This is a genomic window from Vagococcus salmoninarum, from assembly GCF_003987495.1.
Classification (GTDB): domain Bacteria; phylum Bacillota; class Bacilli; order Lactobacillales; family Vagococcaceae; genus Vagococcus_D; species Vagococcus_D salmoninarum.
The window spans coordinates 1-22,384 of sequence record NZ_NGJU01000025.1; the positions used below are offsets into that span (position 1 = coordinate 1).

General features: G+C 38.0%; 15 protein-coding genes and 1 pseudogene. All 16 read right to left on the minus strand.

The genetic code is table 11. The annotated features are described in order from the left end of the window. Positions 1-150 precede the first annotated feature (150 nt). Positions 151-861, minus strand: a complete 711-nt coding sequence (locus tag CBF35_RS13245; RefSeq protein ID WP_126782013.1) for a glucosamine-6-phosphate deaminase — start codon at positions 859-861, stop codon at positions 151-153. Positions 862-1,007: 146 nt separating this feature from the next. Continuing rightward, positions 1,008-2,582: a ribosomal protection-like ABC-F family protein gene (abc-f, locus tag CBF35_RS13250; RefSeq protein WP_126782015.1), complete on the minus strand. Its 1,575-nt coding sequence runs from the start codon at positions 2,580-2,582 to the stop codon at positions 1,008-1,010. Between the two features lie 323 nt (positions 2,583-2,905). Then, positions 2,906-4,720, minus strand: a complete 1,815-nt coding sequence (gene glmS, locus CBF35_RS13255) for a glutamine--fructose-6-phosphate transaminase (isomerizing) (RefSeq protein ID WP_126782017.1) — start codon at positions 4,718-4,720, stop codon at positions 2,906-2,908. 220 nt (positions 4,721-4,940) lie between these two features. Continuing rightward, positions 4,941-5,084, minus strand: coding sequence for a hypothetical protein (locus tag CBF35_RS14925; protein ID WP_170174806.1), 144 nt, complete (start codon positions 5,082-5,084; stop codon positions 4,941-4,943). A gap of 28 nt (positions 5,085-5,112) precedes the next feature. Continuing rightward, entirely contained in the window at positions 5,113-7,752 is a 2,640-nt protein-coding gene (locus CBF35_RS13260; protein ID WP_126782020.1) for a MucBP domain-containing protein, read from the minus strand. Between the two features lie 276 nt (positions 7,753-8,028). Then, positions 8,029-9,387 carry a phosphoglucosamine mutase gene (glmM, locus tag CBF35_RS13265; protein ID WP_126782022.1) on the minus strand — a complete coding sequence of 453 codons (1,359 nt, stop codon included), beginning with the start codon at positions 9,385-9,387 and terminating at the stop codon, positions 8,029-8,031. Positions 9,388-9,414: 27 nt separating this feature from the next. Further along, positions 9,415-10,419, minus strand: a complete 1,005-nt coding sequence (locus CBF35_RS13270; RefSeq protein ID WP_126782024.1) for a CdaR family protein — start codon at positions 10,417-10,419, stop codon at positions 9,415-9,417. Next, positions 10,419-11,300 (minus strand): diadenylate cyclase CdaA, encoded by an 882-nt coding sequence (gene cdaA / locus CBF35_RS13275; RefSeq protein WP_126782025.1) that lies wholly within the window; start codon positions 11,298-11,300, stop codon positions 10,419-10,421. The genes CBF35_RS13270 and cdaA overlap by 1 nt, the downstream gene beginning before the upstream one ends. Before the next feature lie 204 nt (positions 11,301-11,504). Next, the gene (locus tag CBF35_RS13280) at positions 11,505-13,136 is read right to left on the minus strand and encodes a glycoside hydrolase family 13 protein (protein ID WP_126782027.1); all 1,632 of its coding nucleotides are present in this window, start codon (positions 13,134-13,136) and stop codon (positions 11,505-11,507) included. A gap of 64 nt (positions 13,137-13,200) precedes the next feature. Next, positions 13,201-14,202 carry a LacI family DNA-binding transcriptional regulator gene (locus tag CBF35_RS13285; protein ID WP_126782029.1) on the minus strand — a complete coding sequence of 334 codons (1,002 nt, stop codon included), beginning with the start codon at positions 14,200-14,202 and terminating at the stop codon, positions 13,201-13,203. Positions 14,203-14,555: 353 nt separating this feature from the next. After that, positions 14,556-18,110, minus strand: a pseudogene (gene nifJ, locus CBF35_RS13290) (pyruvate:ferredoxin (flavodoxin) oxidoreductase); the annotation flags it as partial. 196 nt (positions 18,111-18,306) lie between these two features. Beyond that, a complete protein-coding gene (locus CBF35_RS13295; protein WP_126782033.1) occupies positions 18,307-19,086 on the minus strand; it encodes a VOC family protein in 780 nt (259 codons plus the stop codon). Between the two features lie 124 nt (positions 19,087-19,210). After that, positions 19,211-20,203, minus strand: coding sequence for an ornithine cyclodeaminase family protein (locus CBF35_RS13300; protein WP_126782035.1), 993 nt, complete (start codon positions 20,201-20,203; stop codon positions 19,211-19,213). Then, on the minus strand, positions 20,203-21,096 hold the full coding sequence (locus tag CBF35_RS13305; RefSeq protein WP_126782037.1) for a sulfite exporter TauE/SafE family protein: 894 nt from the start codon (positions 21,094-21,096) through the stop codon (positions 20,203-20,205). Before CBF35_RS13305 ends, CBF35_RS13300 begins: the two co-directional genes overlap by 1 nt. 20 nt (positions 21,097-21,116) lie before the next feature. Continuing rightward, positions 21,117-21,920, minus strand: a complete 804-nt coding sequence (locus tag CBF35_RS13310) for a TrmB family transcriptional regulator (protein WP_126782039.1) — start codon at positions 21,918-21,920, stop codon at positions 21,117-21,119. A 268-nt stretch (positions 21,921-22,188) separates the two neighbouring features. Further along, positions 22,189-22,371 (minus strand): hypothetical protein, encoded by a 183-nt coding sequence (locus tag CBF35_RS13315; protein ID WP_126782041.1) that lies wholly within the window; start codon positions 22,369-22,371, stop codon positions 22,189-22,191. Between the last annotated feature and the right edge of the window lie 13 nt (positions 22,372-22,384).

The window sequence follows — 22,384 nt, forward strand, 5'->3', positions numbered from 1 at the left end:
GCTGCTTCTTTAACTTCTAATGGGTATGAAATTCGTTTAACCATAAAAATACACCTCCGTTTTCTTCATTTTACACGAATTCAACGGGGGTGTTTTTATATTTGTCTCAACCTATGGGGTCAGTTCAAAGGTCAGCCAGTCTTCCTTTAATTAGTTTGCTAATTGCGATAATGCTGCTTCATCAGCAATCACATAAATGTTCCCGTGTTTTTGGAGAGCACTAGCCGGACAAGCTTCTGACATGCTGTCTTCAATCATGCCTTTTAAAGCTGCTGCTTTACTTTCACCATAAGCGATTAAAATAATTTGTTTGGCTTCTAAAATTGAACCAATTCCCATTGAGTAAGCTTGAGTTGGCACATCTTCTTTTTTATCAAAGAAACGTTTGTTAGATTCGATTGTTGACTCAACTAAATCGACTTTACGCGTTTTTGAATCAAAAGGCGTTCCTGGTTCATTAAAACCAATATGACCGTTTGTGCCGATGCCTAACACTTGAATATCAATTGGGTTATCCGCAATGATTTGGTCATAACGTGCACATTCCGCCTCAGCATCTGTTGCCATGCCGTCTGGAACGAAAGTTTTGTTAAATGGTTTTGCGTTAAATAAATTATCATTCATAAACTGACGGTAACTTTGGGCATTAGTCTCTTCTAAGCCAACATACTCATCTAGGTTAATACTAGTTAAGGCACTAAAATCAAGATCGCTTTTCACCATTTCTTCATAGAGAGAGATCGGTGTACTGCCTGTTGCTAAACCTAAGACTTTTGCGTTGTTTTCTTTAATTCCTTTTTGAATTAATTCAAAGGCTTTTTTGCCGCCCTCAGTTTGGTCTTTTACTTTAATAATATTCATAAGTAACGTCGCTCCATTTCTTTTTGGTATAGTCCAATTATAAAATAGTTTGACGACTTTTACAAGTTAAACTCCTTATTAAATCCCTATATTACAGTTTTATCTAATAATTTAGCTAATTCTTAACTATTTTCTTCTTAATTTAACTAGCCTGGCTCTTGAATTTTCCCTTCTTCAATGACAACGAAGCGCTGAATCGTTTTCTTTAAAAAATAACGGTCATGGGAAACGACAATCACTGTTCCTTGATAGTCTTGGAGAACTTTTTCTAGTAACTCCCGGGTTTCAATGTCTAAATGGTTAGTTGGTTCATCAAGAATTAATAAGTTGTTTCCTTGTTGCATTAATTTTGCTAATTCGAGCCGAACTTGTTCGCCACCACTTAATTTTCCGACTTGGCGAAAGACATCTTCTTTAAAAAATAAATACTTAGCTAAAATTCGGCGACAGTCTTCTTCGTAAAGATCATTGCTACGTTTAAAATTTTCTAAAACTGTTTGCCGGGGCTCCTCATAATGAATATTTTGTGATAAATAGCCGATTTCCACTTGAGAGCCAAGGTCTACTTCGCCTTGATCTACTGGAACTTGGCCTAAGATGATTTTTAATAAGGTACTTTTACCACAACCGTTACTCCCTTGAATCGCCACTTTGTCTTGCCAGCTCACATTTAACTCAGCCCCAACTAATAATTCTCGACTGTCATAGCTTTTATAAAGGTTTTTTAGCTGTAGCACTTCTTTCCCGGACCGTTGGCTAAATTTAAAAGCTTTCATTAAAGCAACTTGTTCCTTCGCTGGTCGTGAAATCTCATCCATTTGGGCCAAACGCTTTTCTAAGTGCTTCGCCCGTTTGAAAAATTTGGCATTGTCACTTTCATTTCCCCATTGACGGTAACGGCGAATCGCATCTTTAATTTTTTTGATTTCTTTTTGTTGTTCCTGGTAATCTTTAGCTAAAACTTCTAGCCGGGCTTTTTTACTTTTTTCATAAGCGTCATAATTACCAGAGTAACTGTGTAGCTCGTTGTCAATTTCCACAACTCGGTTGACAACTTGATTTAAAAAGTAACGGTCATGAGAAACGACAATCACCGTCTTTTTGGCTTTCTGTAAGTAGTTTTCTAACCAGTTCAAGCCTTTAACATCTAGATGATTCGTCGGCTCATCTAGAATTAAGACATCGGCCTCACTAATCAAGACATGGGCTAAAGCCATTAATGTTTGTTGGCCCCCACTTAACATCATCATCCTTTGAGCTAATAAAGAATTGATCCCTAAGCCTTGGGTCGTACTTTGGATGACGTCCTCTAGTTCATAGCCACCACTGTCTTGAAAAAGCTCCTGTTTCTTACCATAGCGGGTCATGACACTGACTAACTGCTCCTCTGAAACTAAAGCAAGTTGTTCTTCCAACTGACTTAATTCTTGAGCTAAGGTCAATAACTCTGGACGGGCATTTAATAAGAAATCGCGGGCTGTTAAGTTTGGATCAACGACCCTTTCTTGCCTTAAATACGCCAGTCGTAAACCATTCCGGAGACTAACAGCCCCTTCATCAATCCCTTCAATTCCCATGATGAGCTTTAATAAAGTTGATTTACCAGACCCGTTACGGCCGATAATCCCGATTTTTTCGCCTGTTTTGATACTTAAATTCAACTTTTCAAATAATAATTCGCCACCGATAATTTTCGTAACTTCATTTAATTGGATAATCATTTTCGTCCTCTTTCTTACCATTCAGGACGGTCTTTTCGCTTTTTTTGTACACAAAAAAGCCATGACAAAAGATGCCATGGCTTTAACTATTGTTGCTTGTTTCTTTAAACACTTGCCTGAATGGTCTTTTTCTCGTAGTTATATTCTGTTTTTAGACGGACTCGTCGACTTAACAGAAAATACGAAAATAATTGCACGGCAAAGAGCAAGAAACCGTTGATTTTTCAGATTAACTACTTCTTCCATGCAAAACATCAGACCATTCACCACCTTCGTTAATTAGTTAACTTAAGGATAGCAAATTTTAAGACAATTGTAAACGTTTATTCAACTGTGACACTTTTAGCTAAGTTTCTCGGTTTATCAACATCTAACCCTCTTTGTAAACTAGCGTAATAAGCAATCAATTGGGTAGGAATCACACTAATTAAGGCCGTTAAGCTCTCAGCTACTTTCGGTAAGACAATCTGATCCGACTCTTTTTCAAAGCCTTCCATCGCAATGACAAGTGTCTTTGCGCCACGACTTTCGACTTCTTTTAAGTTCCCACGAGTATGGCTACCCATCACTGCTTCGGTAATAATTCCTAAGACCGGTGTTCCTTCTTCAATTAAAGCAATCGTTCCGTGTTTTAACTCCCCTGCTGCAAAGCCCTCAGCTTGGATGTAAGAGATTTCTTTTAGTTTCAATGACGCTTCCATCGAAACGTAATAATCCGTGCCACGGCCAATATAGAAGGCATTACGAGTCGTTGCTAAGTTAGCTTGAACGAGTTCGGCTAAACTTTCTTTTTCACCGATCAGACTATCCATCCCATTAGCAACAATTCCTAACTCATGAATCAAGTCTAGTTCAAGAGCCTTCGAAACACCGGCTTGGGCCCCAGCAACTTGGGCTAGAATTGCTAAGACAGCAATTTGAGCCGTGTAAGCTTTTGTCGAGGCAACTGCGATTTCTGGGCCAGCATGAAGTAGCATAGTGTAGGCTGCTTCCCGTGATAAAGTTGACCCAGGCACATTTGTCAAGGTTAAGGCTTGGTGACCTAGTTCTTTAATTTTAACTAAAACTTGACGACTATCGGCTGTTTCACCACTTTGGCTTAAGAAAATAAAGAGAGGTTTAGCTGATAACAAAGGCATATTATAACCAAACTCACTTGAAAGGTGAACTTCAACTGGTTTATTAGCTAAGTTTTCCAGTAATTGTTTACCGACCCAACCAGCATGCCAGCTCGTTCCACAAGCCACAATATAAATTCGATCGCTACTGTTCACAGCCTCAAGAATCTCTGAATCAACAGTTAGTTGATTTGAAGGAGTGCTGTATTTTTGCACGATTCGACGCATCACAGTTGGTTGTTCGTCAATTTCTTTTAACATGTAATGAGCGTAGGTCCCTTTTTCCATGTCATTTAAGTCTAGTTGAGCCTCATAAGCTTCCCGACGAATTAAATTGCCTTTTTCGTCTTCAATTTCAATTTTATCTGCCCAAATACTCACGACTTCACCGTCAACAATTTCAACAAAACGTTTCGTTTGTTCAATCATCGCCATCGCATCGCTACAAATCACATTAAAGTCTTTGCCTAAACCAATTAGTAAAGGACTTTTATTTTTAGCAACGTAAATAATATCTGGCTGTTCTTTATCAACTAAGGCAAAGGCGTATGAACCTTTAATAATTGTTAACGCCTTTTTAAAGGCTGCTTTCGTTGTTAAGTCTTCTTCTAAAGCTAAGTAACTAATTAGTTGAACGGCAATTTCAGTATCTGTTTCGCCTTTTAAAGTCACTTCACTTAAATACTCACTATGAATTTCTTCAAAGTTTTCAATCACACCATTATGGACTAAGACAAAACGGTCATCGATTGAAGTATGAGGATGAGCATTTTCCTCTGAGGGTTTACCGTGAGTCGCCCAACGAGTATGACCAATGCCTAAGTTTCCAGCCATTTCTGGAACAATTTTCGCTCTTAAAGCAGCAATCCGCCCTTGGGATTTCACTAAATGTTCTTGGTAATTTCTCCCAGTAATAAAAATTCCGGCTGAATCATACCCACGATACTCTAATTTTTCTAAACCTTTAACTAAAATATCTGTTGCATTTTCTTTTCCTACTACGCCTACTATTCCACACATAATGATTTTTCCTACTTTCTTTAAGTTCATTATCTGTTTCTATCTGCTTGAATTAGTTTTTGTTATAACTTTCCAGCTATTTTTTAACTACTTCTTTAGAGTACAGTCCCTAGAGTCATCCGCCGAATTTTCGATAAACTCTCTCCTCGTCACCTAATTACGCTTGAACCACAGTAATAGGTCTGGCGCTATCCTTTATAATTGGTATAGATACCTCCTTTTATTTATATTCCATAGAAACATTATAAATCATAATATTTTTGTCGCTGTTTGTCAATATTTTTATTATTGGTATAGCATTTTTAATATCACCATTCATAAGTGGTATAGACAAAAAAAGCAATGAAAGAATTTCTTCTCTCATTACTTTCCCCTGTTGTTACGTCTATTTTTTATAAACCGTTGACTAAATCCCATTCAAAGCTACCAGTATAACCACCTTTAATATTACCAATTCCTTGTTTGAAAATTAATCCTTGACCAGCTACTACTGGCCATTCTAATTCTACTTTTTCAATTTGTTTCACACCTTTTTGATGAACGACTTCCCCAACTTCGTCTATCCTAACTGGCTGTTGATTAGCTTTAACAAAAGTAAATTCTCCTTTTAAGGGACTGTCATCCACTAAACTTTTTAATGGTTCAGCAATTCTCAAACGCAAATCCCAGCCACTAGACAACTGATCGATAATACTTACTTTAATCGTCTCGGTTGGAAAAATTTCTTGACTATGAACAGTAATTAAATCATTTTCACCAAAATCAATGACATCTGGGACTCTTGTCAATTTTCTAAATTTTTCTTTCGTAAAAGTATAAATAACTAAAATTGTTTGATCTTCGAAACCTGTTTTCCCAGCTGGGGCAGCTCCTTGATTACCAGGGTCGAGAATATAACCTAATTCCAAACCTAAGTTTTCTTGATTATCGGTGACATAGTCTTGGTCGTATTCGTATTCTTCGATTTTTTCAGGCATAATTGGTTCTTGTACTCCGTTAACCTCAGTTAAATACTGGGTTTCTACAGTGACTTTTCCCCGTTTATAGATAAAAAAGACTTCTGCCCCGGCACTCGTCATCTTGCCAGAGACCGGTGAACCTAACGCTTCTTTCAACGTCCAACCTGCCGTTGATAAATTAGCCGACTCCGCATTGTAAACCTCACCGATGACAACTTCTTGACTCGTTGGTTGTTTTAAGACAATATTTCCCTCATCGATATAATGAGCTAACAAACTAGCAGTTTTGATTTCTTTCTCTGCATAAACTTTATAATTATTTTGAGTTGCGTTAAAAGTAATTTCTTTAGAGACTGCTGTTGGCAATAACTTATTTGTAAAATCTAACTGATTAAACTCTTCAGTAGGTAACTTTTCTTTCAAAATTGCCACAGCATCACCTTTTAGTAACGTTGTGCCGTATTTTAATGAAGAAAGTTTATTCGAAGCAAGGAAGTCCCCTTGACCACCAAGGTTCTGATAATTTGTCCCAACAATACTCTGGGACAACTGGTAATTCGCCACGTTATTGATTGAGCCACTGCCTTGATAAACGTATAATTCAATTCCAGCTTCAGCTGTTGGTTCAAAAAGGGCTGGCAGTTCAGAAATCCTTTGACTCGGTACTATACTATTTTTAAAATTAACTTGTCCTGACCTAAAAGCTGTTAAAGGTGATACCATCACTTGATTGGTAATGCCGCCAGTGTAGGCTAATCGAAAATTTCCTTGATCTGTTTTACCGATGGCATTATTCCCTACAAGCACATTTGTAATTGACATATTTTGATTTCCTAGACCGATTTTCTCAGTGGCAGTGGGAGAATTCAAACTATTTTTAACAAAACTTAATTGAGAATCACTAGCCAATTCAATTGTATTAGTGCCATCATAAGTCACAACTAGTGCGCCTTTAAATTTATCTGTAATCGTTTGTTCTGCCGTGCCTGGGCTAGTATTTTTGGCAACGTAATAAGAGTCCCAGCCCGCCGCTTTTCTAGGTCCACTCGTTGTTTGGTTTTGAATCCAAGTAAAAGGGACTGGCATTGCTTGGGTATTATTTTTACTAACTTGATACTGAATTGGTAAGAAGATTCCCGGTTGTTCCCCACGATTACCAATCGTCCAAAAACGATCCACTTCATTTTTAAAGCGATTCATGACATCCACAACATTATTAAACTGATAATCACTTAAAAGCACTACGACTGGTACGGCTCCAGGCCGTAAGCCAGTAGCTGGATTGTTAGTGTCCTTGCCTTCTAACATATTATTCGCATCTTTCAAAAAGGCGGCCACATCATCATTTTCAAAACCATTTCCTGTATTATAAAAAGTTTGATTGATTTTCGTCTCCCAGTCATCATCTGAAGAAACCCAACCGCTATCACGTTCTCTAGTAAAATCTCCTTGGTTATTAGCTAGAGAATTATAGCCTAACATGCGAATCCGACTACCTGGATATTCTCGCATGACTTTTCTAGATAAGCTTTCCACCATGTTTTTCCCATGTAAACGCGGGTTCTCAACTCCTGCGGCAAATCCGTTATTCATTGATCCAGACCAATCTAAAACAAATGACACATCATAAACTGTGCCTATCCCTTCGCCATCTGGGCCAGGATTAAAATAATCAACAAGGTAGTTCAATTTCTGATCCGGATAGTTATTTCGGATCGTTAAAATGACTTCTGGCGACCAACGAATTGGTCGGAGTTCTAATTTCTGAGCTGTCTTCACTAAAAGAATTCGCCCAAGTTCACTACCTAAATCATTTTCAGCTAATAAACTAGCTTGATAAGCTTTATCTAAAGCCATTAGGGAACCTTCTGTCCAATTAAGATTATCTTTATAAGGGCGTTCAGTCGTTCCTGCAAGCTCATCTTTTAAAAAGACTTGAACTTTTTCTTGAGCCTGACTTAAAGAATTTTCTTCCCAGTTTTGCCACTGGCTAAGGCTTTTTGAATACTCTAGTTCATTAGCTACAATCTTTCCTGACAGTGAATTCCAAACAATAAAAAGGCTGATTATCACTAATAAACATAATAACCAGCTAATTAAGAGCTTTCCTCGTTTAAATCTCAGTTTTATTCTCCTTTTATGAACTAATTTAAATATTAATTTCTTGCTAAGTCTCTATTGAATATAATATTTACAGTTTATCCGTTTTTTATTACTATATTTAGTATACACGCTATCCCGGTCTTTCTAACTCCTAAAAAATACCGTACTTACCGGAGTAAACAAAGACTAAAAAAATAAGCCTTCCACTTAGATAGGAAAGGCTTATTTCTTATGAGATTATTTTATTTAATCGAGACCAATTTCAGCTCGAACGACATCGGCAATTTTATCAACATAATAATTAACCTTTTCCGTCGTTGGCGCTTCTGCCATCACACGTAACAAAGGCTCAGTACCAGAAGGGCGAACTAAAATTCGGCCGTCGCCGTTCATTTCCGCTTCTGCTTCATCAATGGCTGCTTTGATTGCTGGCACATCCATCGCCCCATGTTTATCAGAAACTTTAATATTCACAAGTTTTTGTGGGTACTCTTCAATTTCACTAGCTAATTCTGATAATTTTTTCCCAGTTTGCTTCATAACATTAATTAATTGAATACCTGATAATAAACCATCACCAGTTGTATTATAGTCTAAGAAAATCATGTGACCTGATTGTTCTCCACCAAAGTTATAACCATTTTTACGCATTTCTTCAACGACATAACGGTCACCAACTTGGGTAGCTAAAGCGATCATTCCTTCATTTTCAACTGCTTTATGGAAGCCTAAGTTACTCATAATCGTTGAAACGATAGTGTTTTTATTTAATAGGCCTTGATTGAATAAATATTTCCCACAAATAAACATGATTTTATCACCATCAATGATATTTCCTAGTTCATCTACTGCGATGACCCGATCGCCATCACCATCAAAAGCTAAACCTAAATCAGCTGATTTTTCAACAACTAACTTCGCTAATGTTTCAGGATGTGTTGAACCAACTTGATCGTTAATATTTAAACCATTAGGACTAGTTCCCATTGTATAAAAATCAGTTTCTAAATCGGCAAACACTCGATTAACTAAAGGTGTTGTTGCGCCATGTGCCCCATCTAAACAGACTTTAATGCCTTCAAAATCACCAGTCACAGTATCTGTTAAGAATTGCGAGTATTTTAATAACCCTTCTGGAAACTCATCTAAAGTCCCTAAACCAACAGCTGAAGGACGTGGTAAAGTATCTGTTTCCGCATCAAGTAAGGCTTCAATTTCTAACTCTTGAGCATCAACTAATTTAAACCCATCAGGTCCAAAGAATTTAATCCCATTATCTTCCGCAGGGTTATGTGAGGCTGAAATCATCACGCCTGCTGCTGCTTTTTGTAAACGAGTTAAGTAAGAAACGCCTGGTGTTGAAATCACACCTAATTGAAAGACTTCAATTCCTACGGAAATTAACCCTGAAATCAAAGCTTGTTCAAGTAATTGACCAGAAATTCGGGTATCCCGCCCAACTAACACTCTTGGCATCTCATCTGAAGTTTTATTGTGTTGACATAAAACGTAGCCTCCACAACGTCCTAATTTAAATGCTAACTCCGGTGTTAATTCTTGATTCGCAATTCCTCTGACGCCATCTGTTCCAAAATATTTTCCCATTTTTTTATCTCTCCGTTACCATTAAGGTTATTTTTTTTCACTCGACTCTTTAACTTTAGCTTTCGTACTATTTGTTTTCGTTGCTTCGGCTTTGATCGGTGTAATACTCACTTTCACTGACTGAGGTTCCGCCTCAACAGTGTCAGGAATATCTAATTTAAAGACTTCTTTCTTCTCATCTAAAATTGTTGTTGTATCTATAAACAACGTCACTTCTTCAACTTTATCAATATTTTCTCGAGAGCCACGAATCGTGATATTCTCATATTCTGTCTCGAATTGGAAACTCTTAATCCCTGTCGGAATTGCCCCAGACTGTTTAATCGTTAAAGGCACAGCCTTACTTGGGGCTTCCACATGAACAGTCATCGAGACTGTCGTTGGCACAATAATCACGCTTAAAATATTGCCGTCCTTATCTAAAGCTACCACGTCGACTCGTTTTGATAAATCCGAAGATAAATCTCGATCATCATCTAAAGAAGCTACTACTTGATCAATGGCATCTAAAGTATTTTGCCCCGATGTTATTTCAACCGCAGCCGGTTCTAAGACAATGTTTTCTAATGAGTAACCTTTTTTCAATAAGTTGTCATTGACTTTAGGTGTGACATCAAATTGACGGCTTTCCCGTTTTTCAATTCGCACATGAAGGGTTTTATCTTTTAATGTCCCTTCGATGCCTTTATTAAGATTGATAATTTCTAAAGGTACTTCATAAGTTCCTTCGCTAAATTCTGTCAAATCAGCTTCAACTTTGAACATTCTCGTTGACTCATCTGATTCGATATCTAATAAAACTTTGTTCGCACTAGTCATATAAACGGTAGTCGTTGCTTCATAGCTAGCAACATAGTATTTCTTCTCATCATATTTCAAACGAACTGGGACATTTTCCGCCACTGCCGTTAAAGCGGCCTCTGTCGTGAACTTAAAATGAGTTGTATCTGAATTAGCATTAAAAAAGAGTAATAACGCAAAAAATAAAGCTAAAATCCGTGTGAACCAACGGCTATCTGTTAGTTTGTTCATTATTTTTCGCCTCCTTTAGAAATACCTTCTAAGAAAGCTTGTAATAAATTATCTTTTTCTGTCTTTTTTTCAACGACTAATTCACGGTTTAAAATTTTCATATATTCCTCTTGGCTTAAATGTGGGTCTAAGTGATTATTTTTCGCTAAACTAACATCACCAGTTTCCTCTGAAACAATAATCGTTAAGGAATCACTAACTTCACTAATCCCAACTGCTGCCCGATGTCGAGTACCAAATTCTTTCGGGATATTTTCATTTTCCGACAATGGTAAGTAAGCACTTGCGGCGGCAATCTTATCATCTCTAATAATGACTGCACCATCATGGAGTGGTGTATTAGGAATAAAGATATTAATGAGTAGTTCACCAGTAATTTCCGCTTCAATTGGAATTCCTGTTTCGATATATTCTTCCAAACTAGTATTTTTTTCAATCGTAATTAAGGCACCGATTTTCCGTTTCGCCATATATTTGATCGCTTGGTCTAAGGCTTTAACCATGGCGATGTCTTTCCGTTCACTACGATGGGCTTTCTTAAAGAGAGAGCCTCGTCCTAAATGTTCCAGACCACGACGAACTTCTGGTTGGAAAATAATAATCGCTGCAATCACACCGTAAGTAATCACTTGATTCATTAACCAAGAAACAGTATTTAAACCAAGCATGCCACTGACAAAGCGAATCGAAATAATAACCGCGATTCCTTTCAAAAGCTGAATGGCTTTAGTACCTCGAACTAAGCTAAATAATTTATAAATTAAGTACCAGACGACAACAACGTCTAAAATATTGATTAAGAATTTTGGGGTTAAAAAGTAATTGTGGATTAAATCATTCCACGAATCTAAGTTTAGTATATTAGTCAGTTGACTTAACATTAAGTTCACTCCTTGCTTGTTAGCAACATGGTCCATCTTTTTCTGACTTCTAATTAGTCAGCTGAGATATACACATAAGTATAACATAATCTAGCAAGCCTGAAAATAAAGATTGTTCTAAGTCTAAGTTTCTATCCCCCTTCCTATACCAATTTAATAAAAAAACAAGAAACTAGACTCCTAATTTGTCTAGTTTCTTGTAAGTTAAAATGTTTTATAAATAACTGCCTCATAAGGTCGCAAATTAATTTCTGATAAATCTTCCTCGCTATCTGGGTAGGTACTTAAAATCGTTTCACTAATAATGACTTCTGAATTACTGTATGGCACAGTTTCAGAAGTAAAGTTAGCTACGACTAGCCAAGTCTCACCTTCAAAAGACCGCTCGTAAACAAATAGCTCTGGATGACCTGGGGCTAATTCTCGGTATTCACCCCAAACGACTAAAGGATTTTCTTTTCTTAGTCTAATTAATTCTTGATAATGATAGAAAATTGAGTTAGGTTCAGCTAATGCTTTAGCAACGTTTATTTCTTCATAGTTAGGATTTAATGCTAACCAAGGCTGACTCGATGAGAAACCACTGTTTTTTGTCTGATCCCATTGCATCGGTCGACGGGCATTATCTCGGCCTTTTTTATTAATTGAAAATAAAATGTCCGCTTCCGGATATCCTTGGGCTAAACGTTCTTCGTACATGTTTAAACTTTCGATGTCGTCAAGTTCCGAAATTCCATTAACTGGGGTATTAATCATGCCGATTTCTTCCCCTTGGTAAATATAAGGGGTGCCTTTTTGCATGTGTAAAATGGTCGCCAACATTTTAGCACTTAACTCTCGGTATTCTGGACGATCATTCCCCCAACGGGAAACAATACGCGGCGTGTCGTGGTTATTCCAAAATAAACTATTCCAACCATCCCCATCAAAAGAAGTTTGCCACTTACTAAAGACAGCTTTTAAAGCGGGGAAGTCTAATGGCTGCCAATCCCACTTAGCTTTACCAGGAATTTCATCTAATCCAATGTGCTCAAATTGAAAGACCATCGATAACTCCTCACGGCGAGGGTCTGAGTAAAGTTTTGCAATTTCTGGAGTCGCTCCCCAAGTTTCTCCCACTGTCATCACATCGTGTTTACCAAAAGTTGCCTGGTTCATTTCTTGTAAATAGTCGTGTAAATGGGGGCCATTACCAGTAATTTCTTGATCTGGTAACTTACCAATCAAATCAATGACATCCATTCGGAAACCGCCAATGCCTTTAGCTAACCAAAAATTCATCATATCCGCCACTTCTTTACGAACTAATGGATTCTCCCAATTTAAATCTGGTTGTTTTTGACTAAATAAATGTAAGTAATATTGACCTGTCTCTTCATCTAATTGCCAAGCTGGCCCACTAAACGTTGATCCCAGTTGATTAGGCAGTCCACCGGCTACTGGATCACGCCAAACATAATAGTCACGGTAAGGGTTATCTTTACTTTTACGACTTTCAATAAACCACGGGTGTTCGTCTGAAGTGTGGTTTACGACTAAATCCATAATTAAACGAATGCCTCGCTCATTACATTGGGCGATTAGCTGATCCATATCCGCCATCGTTCCGAATTCCGCCATAATCCCTTGGTAGTTACTAATATCATAACCATTATCGTCATTCGGCGATTCAAATACCGGACTTAACCAAATCGCATCAATGCCTAATTCTTTTAAATAATCTAAACGTTGAATAATCCCTTGAATATCCCCAATCCCATCACCATTACTATCTTGGAAACTTCTTGGGTAAATTTGATAAACGACTGAATCATGCCACCATTTTTTTGTTATCATCTGTTTTGCTCCTCTATCTTTTATTTACGTAAACGTTTAACCTGAAACTACAGTGAAACACTTCTTAAAGTGTTTTAACTGATTGCCGCTCAATTAAGCGATGGGGAAAGATTTCACTCGTTAAACTTCCCTGTCCTTCACAAACAGCAATTAACTTAGTGACGCTCTTTTCCCCCATCTCTTCTAAAGGTTGGTGTAAAGTCGTTAACTCAGGGGTACTTAAAAGGGCTGTTTGGGAATCATCAAACCCACAAACTGAGATATCTCTAGGAACTTGCAAGCCTTGGCTTAAACAAGCTTTGATAACACCAATTCCAGCCTCATCACTAGCAGCGAATACTGCCGTCACTGGCAACTTTTTACGTAACAAGTCTAACATCCCCTGTTTGGCTTTCTCTAGGCCAAAATCACCAGAAAGAACTAACTCAGGTTGGCTGACAAGTCCTTGGGCTTTCAAGGCAGCTTGATAACCTAAGAGTCGTGGTTTTCCTGCAACTTGATCATTTAAGTTTGCCCCTACAAAGGCAATTTGTTGGTGACCTTGACTAATCAAATACGTAGTCACTTCAAAAGCCCCTTGGTAATCATCAATTTTAACGTAAGGATAACTTAATTTTGGTGAACTAGCAGAAATAAATAAGTACGGTATTCTTAGTTTATTTAATAAAGCTAACTCATCTTGACTAGGTTGAATTGACACTAATAAAATCCCTTGGACTCGCCGTTCACCTAATGTTTGTAACGATTGTGCTAAAAATTCTCCATCGTTACCACTATGAGAAAGTAAAACGGAATAGCCTGCTTCTCGGGCCTTCGTTTCAATGCCATCAACAATTAAGCCATGATAATTTGTTGTCATACTCGGGATAATTACCCCAATGGTTTGACTATTATTCCGTTTTAAACTACTGGCTAGCTCATTTTTTTGATAGCCTAACTCAGCAATCACACCTTCGACTTTTAAGCGAGTTTCTTCACTAAAACCAGTTTTACCATTCATAATTCTTGAAACAGTGGCAACTGAGACTCCCGCTTTCGCTGCGACTTCAACCATCGAAATCCCCATTACTTCACCTCTTTCCGAAACAACGTAAACGTTTACTCAATAAAACTACTTTATCACGTTACCGCCCCTCTGTCAAAATTATTACGAAAAAAGAGAGGTGCAAGAAAAAGTTGAAAATAGACTCTTTTTGACGAACATTATTTGATAAACGGGTTCCAAAAGTCAAATAGCTTCGCTCTCAACAACTGCTAAGCGTTGAAGGCACGATAATTTCAATAAAGCCACACAATCAAAAGAGCTGATTGTGTGGCTTTATTTCCAATAGCCGTGCCTCTTATGACTTTAGTCATTAGAGACAGGGACAACGAAGTACTTGTATTTAAACGACTTTTCTCACACCTTTTTACTTATTATTCTTTTACTTTTTCTAACTTTTCACGGATTTTTTCTTCTTGACCGGCAATCCGAGCATAGCGATAAAATCGCGATTTAGCATTGGCAACTGTTTGATCAAATAAATCTTCTGATATTTCAGGTTCAATCCCAACTAAAGTTGAAAAGCGGGTTTCTGATTTCATAAACTCTTTCATTTGACTAAAATCTGGTTTCTTAAAATCTAAGGTCATCGGATTTTTGCCTTTCGCTAATAATAAAGGGTTGTAGCGATACAAGGACCAATAACCAGTAGCCACAGCGTCTTTTGTTTGCTGTAACGTAATCCCACCAGCGATACCATGGGCAATACAAGGGGTGTAAGCAATAATTAATGAAGGCCCAGGAAATTTCTCAGCTTCTTCAAGGGCTTTAATCGTTTGAGTCGGATTAGCTCCTGAGGCGATTTGTGCCACATAAACATGCTCGTAACTCATAGCAATCACACCTAAATCTTTTTTCCCACCCCGCTTACCTTCTGAAGCAAATTTAGCGACGGCTGAGGTTGGGGTCGCTTTCGATTTTTGACCACCAGTATTTGAATAAACTTCATTATCCATGACTAAAATATTAACGTCTTCCCCACTAGCAATAATATGGTCGATACCGCCAAAGCCAATGTCGTAAGCCCATCCGTCGCCACCAACCATCCATTGACTTGGTTTAACAAATAAATCATTTTGGTCATAGATTTTAGTTAATAGTGGCTCCTGTCCTTTTTCCTCAGCTAATACGTGTTTCAACTTCTGAGAGCGTTGTTGAGTCCCTTCACTATCAAAGAGGTGCTCCAACCAGTCTGCCATTAACTTGCGTAAATCATCAGATAGTTGACACTCTTCTAAAGCCCTAGTCATCTCAGTTGCTAAATGTTCTCGTCTCCCATTATTAGCTAAGTACATACCATAGCCGTACTCAGCATTATCTTCAAATAACGAGTTCGACCAAGCTGGTCCTTGTCCTAAGTCATTCGTTGTATAAGGAGTACTAGGAGCTGCGCCGCCAAAGATTGAGGAACAACCTGTCGCATTGGCGATCATTAAGCGGTCCCCATAGAGCTGAGTTAATAATTTTAAATAAGGGGTTTCGCCACAGCCAGAACAGGCACCGGAAAACTCAATTAAGGGTTTTTCAAATTGAGAGCCTTTGATTGAGCCTTTTTTAATCGGGTTTTCTTTTGTTTTTAAAGTCATGGCAAAGGCCCAATTTAGTGCCTCAGCTTTTTGGTCTTCGTAAGGTTTCATTTCTAAGGCTTTGCCTTTTGCTGGACAAGCTTCCACACAGAGACCACAACCAGTACAATCTTCTAAGGAGACTTGAATCCGATACATCAAGCCATCCGCTCCCCGCATTTCCCGGACAACAAAGCCGGCTGGCGCTTCCTCTAATTCATCTTCATCAGCTAAGAACGGCCGAATTGCCGCATGAGGGCAGACAAAGGCACATTCATTACACATTGTACAGCGGTCAACATTCCACTCAGGAACTTCTAAAGCGATGCCCCGTTTTTCATAAGCTGCTGTTCCTAAAGGCATACGTCCATCGGTCATGCCAGCGGCTTTTAAATTGCCAACACTTAACCCATCCCCTTCTTGGCGGTTAACTGGTTCCACAATATTAAAGACAAAGGAAGGGACATTCTCCCGAAGTTTTTTAACTGGTTCCGTTAAGTCAGCCCACTCACTAGGAATCGTGATTTTCTTTAAATGAGCCACAGTATCATCAATGGCTTGGTGATTTTTAGCGACAATACTCGGTGATTTTTTACCGTAATTTTTAATGACTTCTTTTTTCATTAAAGCCACTGCTTCCTCGTAAGGCATCATCCCCATTAGCTTAAAGAAAGCTCCTTGCATAACCGTATTAATCCGTCGCCCTAAACCATTTTCTTGGGCAATTTCCACGGCGTTAATCACATAAAAATTAATCTTTTTAGTCGCTAATTCTTTTTTTAACTTAGTAGGTAAATTAGTCGTTAATTGCTCTTCTTGCCAGCTAGTGTTTAATAAGAACGTTCCACCTGGTTTCAGCCCTTTTAAAACATCGTAAGCAAAGACGTATGACTGATTATGACAAGCAATGAAATCCGCTTCTTCGACGAGATAAGCAGACTTAATCGGCTCTGGACCAAAACGTAAATGAGACATCGTTAAGCCACCTGATTTTTTTGAATCATAAGAAAAATACCCTTGGGCAAACAGCTCTGTTTCATCACCAATAATTTTAATGGCTGACTTGTTCGCGCCAACTGTGCCATCTGAACCAAAGCCCCAAAACTTCCCTTGGTAGGTGCCAACTGGCGTTAAGTCTAACTTCGGCAAGGCAGGCAATGACAAGTGAGTCACATCATCGATAATTCCAATTGTAAAACGTGAAATGACTTGCTCTTTTGGTAATAACAAATGATCATAGACACTAACAATTTGATCTGGGGTAACATCTTTAGAACCTAAACCGTACCGACCGCCAATAATTAAAGGATGAATCTCACTGTCGTACATGACACTTTGAACGTCTAATAATAAGGGTTCGCCACCTGCTCCGGGTTCTTTTGTCCGATCGAGGACAGCCATTTTAGTGACTGTCTGAGGTAAGGCAGCTAAAAATTCCGCTACTGGGAAAGGCCGGTATAAATGAATGTTGAGGTGACCGACTTTGCGACCTTGCCCATTCAAATAATCTACAGTTTGCTCCACGACTGGTGCCACGCTGCCCATGGACACAATGACTTCCGTGGCATCTGAAGCACCATAGTAATTAACTAAGTCATAATTAGTGCCACGGATTTTATTAATTTCCGCCATGTAATTTTTAACAATGCCAGGAATTGCTAAATAATGTTGATTAACTGTTTCCCGTTGTTGGAAATGAATATCAGCATTTTGGTTTGTGCCACTAATATGGGGGTGGTTAGGATTCATGCTACGGTTTCGAAAAGCCATTAATTTTTCTTGGTTGACTAAACTGGCTAAATCATCATAGGCAATTGTTTCAACGGTTTGAATTTCATGACTTGTCCGAAAGCCATCAAAGAAACTCATCACTGGCAAACTGCCTTCAATGGCTGCTAAATGGGCAACAGCTGAAAGGTCCATCACTTCTTGGACAGTACTTTCCGCTAACATCACGACGCCAGTTTGGCGAGCGGCCATCACATCGCCATGATCGCCAAAAATACTTAAAGCGTTAGTCGCCACTGCCCGACTTGCCACATGAAAGACGGCTGGTAATAACTCACCAGCAATTTTATACATATTAGGAATCATTAATAATAACCCTTGTGAGGCTGTATAAGTCGTTGTTAAGGCGCCCGTTTTTAGTGACCCGTGGACAACCCCTGCCGCCCCGGCTTCTGATTGCATTTCCACAACTTTAACTGGTTGACCAAAGATATTTTTTTTGCCCTGGGCTGACCATTCGTCGACAAGTTCAGCCATAGTTGAACTTGGCGTTATTGGATAAACTGCGGCTAATTCAGTAAAGGCGTATGAAATATAAGCTGCTGCTGTATTCCCGTCCATCGTTTGTTGTTTCCCCATCGATTTTTCCTACTTTCTACTATTAACATCATTACTTTCAAGAAAGGAACTAATTATTTTTTTGTGAAAAAACAATCAAAGTTCCGACTTTTACATTATATCCTAATCGAAAAAGCCTTTCAATCTTATTTATGATTAAGTTAAGAATAAAAGTGTTTTTGATGATAATTTCACAGAGCCACGTGATTGTTAGAACTCAATCACCAAAGTCCCCTGCTAACTCCTCTTGAATTTCAAGAAAACGTTGGTAAGATTCCCCAACCTCTTCGACTAGTGGTGCCGATAAAAGGAGTGTGTCAGCTGCTTCTAAGGCTGCTTGGGCGAGTGCCTTCTGGCCTAAAGCACTGAAAACCTCAGCTTGTAAGACACGGCCTTGAAAGAGCAGTTCTTGTGAGGCATCTTGCTGATAGCGATTAAAGGCTGATTCCAAGGTATTGCGAGCTGCCTTAAAGTCTTCTTTCGAATAAGCAAAGCGATAGCCTTGGAGATAAGCTTTTTCGAATTTTGAAGAAAGAGCTTTAACCCGCGTCGATTCTGCTGTCATTAACTTAGTTGAGTCACCGAAAACTTGGCCGATAATAATGCTATTGCCAGAAAAATCTGTAATGTTCACTCGCCAATCTTCCGCCGTTTGATTTAATCTTGAATAACGGGGCTGACCTTTACGAGGGTTTTTTCCATAATAAGCTTTTAAATTCACTTTTAATTCTTCATAGACTTCCTTGATATTCGGAACATATATATAACAACCGCCAACTTTGCCAACTTCTTGAAAGTTTTTGACACCATAAAAACCAAATTCTCCAATGCCCTTTTTTTCAACAGAGGCAAAGCGATAAGGGGCTTTTTGGTAATAAGTCAGGCTGAAACCTAAGCCTTGGTAAAACTCTAAAGCCTCATCAAATAGCTGGTAATCACAATCAAAAATCGGCATCGTCCGGTTAAGGTTCAGTTTCCTTAGAGCTTTTTCATTCATAAACTAATCATCCTTTCAGTTTTGCGAATAATTAATTTTAGCAAATAAAAAAACCGATTGCCTATCCTTTGTTTCCTTAATCAAAAAGAGGTGCGACTGTTGTCACACCTCCCCTAAGTAAGATTTATAATGTAATTTCTTGGCCGATCCCTAATGCTCGCGCTTTATTAACTATTTCTTGGGCACATACGACATCTAAAACGGCGGAACCAACTGTTTTAAAAATGGTAATATCTGTCCCCTTTTGACGGCCTTTAATTTCTGCTAAAAGTAATTGACCTAGCTCACCTTGATAAGCCGATTTTTCAACAAAACCAGCGGCTAATGGTTCAATAAAATCCCCGGCTTCTGCTAGGACGCCAGCCATTGTATCAAAAATAACACAATCAGCTTTTTTGATGATTTCTCGTGGCACTTCTTTCATTTCCGGCGTATAAGCACCAACGCCATTAATATGAGCTCCAGCTTTGACATCTTCACTAGCAAAAGTTGGGTATTTTGAAGTTGTCACTGTCGTAATGACATCAGCACCACTGACTGCGGCTTGCGCTGTTGCACAAGGAATGAAGGTTGCCTTGAAATTAGTAAAAGTTTCTGTCATTGCTTGAGCAAAAGCTTTTGCTCGTTCTTGATCCACATCAAAAATGCGAATTTCTTTAAACTCACGTACCGTTAACATCGCTTCTAGTTGACCTTGGGCTTGGCCACCTGTGCCGATTAAGGCGCCAATTTCAGCATCGGCATTAGCCATTAACTCTGTTGCCGCACCTTGAATCGCCCCCGTTCTTAATTGGGTTAAATAGGTGCCATCAATTAAGGCATCGACAATACCTGTTGCTGGATCAAGGACGACCATCGTTGCTGGAATAGTCGGTAAGCCTTTTTCAAGATTATTAGGATAAGAAGAGACTATTTTAACCCCTAAATATTGTTCTTGATCTGTAGCATAGGCTGGCATGTAGAGACTTTGACCATTAGCTTCTGGCACAGCTAAATTAGTCCTTAAGGGCACTGTTGCCTGACCTTTACTGTAAATCATCATGGCGGCTTTATCTGCCTCAATCGCATCTCTCATTGAAAAACATTGTTCAACATCTGCTTTAGTTAAAACTAACATTAATTTTCACCTACGACTTCCGGATTATTTTTAGCATTGATTAGTGACGCAATCATACTATAGGCACTGTAGATTAGGACTAAAATAACGACCCATTTCAACATTACTGTGTCTAAAGACTTGACTAAAAAGACAGCACATAAGACCCCAAGTACCCCAAAGGTCGCAGCGAATAACGTAATCTTACGACTGTATTCACCAAATTTAACAAATTGCACGCTGCCAACAGGAACTGAAAACGTACATGCCCCCATCATAATTGGAAACGCCGCTGCAGGATTTAGACCTAACATATAGACTGTAACCATTGTTAGAGCGTATGAACCGATCCCAATATTGTTCAATGCCCCAAAAACGAATAATAAAAAACCTGCTAAAATTAGTTTCCCGCCATATAATTCAGTGGCTGTCCCGTTTGAAGGAATCCAGTTCATTTGACCAGCAAAGATTAAGATGGCAGCGACGATTAAACCGATACTGACAAATATCTTAATTGTACGTTCAGGTAATTTAACAACAAATTTCGGACCAATGTAAGCCCCGATAACTTGGCAAACAATACAAACAACTAAGGTTTTAATCCCAACTTCAATCGAAGTTATATAAGATAACGCCATTGTGGCCACAGGTATCACACACTGGGTATTTAACGTTCCTGGTAATTTTTTTATAGATACCCAATTTAATTTCGGGTATAAAACACTACCGATAGCAAAATCTGAAATGCCAAAGGTTGATAAAAAAAACATAATAAAGGCGCTAAAAGGAAGAATTTTACTACTCGCTTGCTCTTTTTTAACCTCTTCTTTATGACTAATTACATCTTTCACAAATACAAACAAAAAGTAACTGTTAATCGCTATTATCAATATAAGTAATACATTCTTTATCATTATTCAAACCCCTTACTGTTTTAGTAGATATCACGTAATTGGTTTAAATCGCCGTTATACTTAGTATTTAAAGGCTCAGGTAATTGATCAATTATTTTCAAGGTATAAGCGTCGTGCTTGATATATTCTTTCGCTAAAGTTTTCATGGCATTATTTTTTGTCCAAATCGCTTCAACTTCTTTGATTGAAAAGTTAAAATCACCGAATAAAACTTCTTTTGAATCACTAATCACATTAAGCCAGCGATTACCAAAATCCAGCAGTTTCTTCTCTTCAAACCCATGATTATAATAGCGTTTAAATGGCAATTCAAAGGTGTCATGTTCTTTAAATAAGATTAAAACAAAATGTTCTAACTTACTTTCCGCTTCCTTTAAATTAGCAATTAGTTCAGGCGTTAAATCCTGTTCCCAAATTTGAATATAAAGACTTGTTTGAGCTTTTTGGATTAAATAATTCGCCTTACTTTGAATATTTTCATAACCAACAACTTTCCATAATAGATCATCGTCTGCATTTTCCTCTTTAATACTTTGTAACTGGTGATTTAGATTAGTAATATCTTGTTGAACACTTTGTTCTAAGTTCTGAATAAACTCTTCTGGTGAGAGTCCTTGATAAAGTTTCGGTTCGGTTTTATTAACAATTACTAAGCCTTTAGTGACTAAATTTTCTAAAAGATTATAAATTTTAGATCGAGCAACACCTGACCGTTTACTCACTTCATATCCTGAAAGTTTACCACTTTCAAGGAGAGTTACGTAAACTGCTGTTTCGCTTTCAGTAATGCCAAATTTTTTCATTATTTGCTTAATCGTTGTCATCCTACTTCCTCACTTCACCTTATATTTATAGTAGCTACCTATAGGTACTACTATAGTCGATTTCCATACAAAGTCAACAACAAATTCAATTAATCACAATCTTTTTATTTTAATACACCTTATTAGAATCATAGTATTCTTCACTTTACAGTCTTTATGCGGATTAGATTATCTCAACTTTCAAAAAAGATGAAACTTATATATTTTTTTCACAATAAAAAACACCTAAAAGAAACTCTTTTAGGTGCCCCATGATTAATTGATTCGTTCATTCCATCAACTGATTCGTTCGTTTAGCAATGGCTTTTTTTAGTTGTTCAATTCTTAGGGTTAATAAATAGTTAAGACTGCGACTAAACAATGAGCTATTTTGACAGATTTTCAACTTGCGACATTGTTCATAGTAAGTGAGTTTTTCCATCAGACTTGTGACCTCAGCTAAAAACTTCATCAGTTCCTCCTTC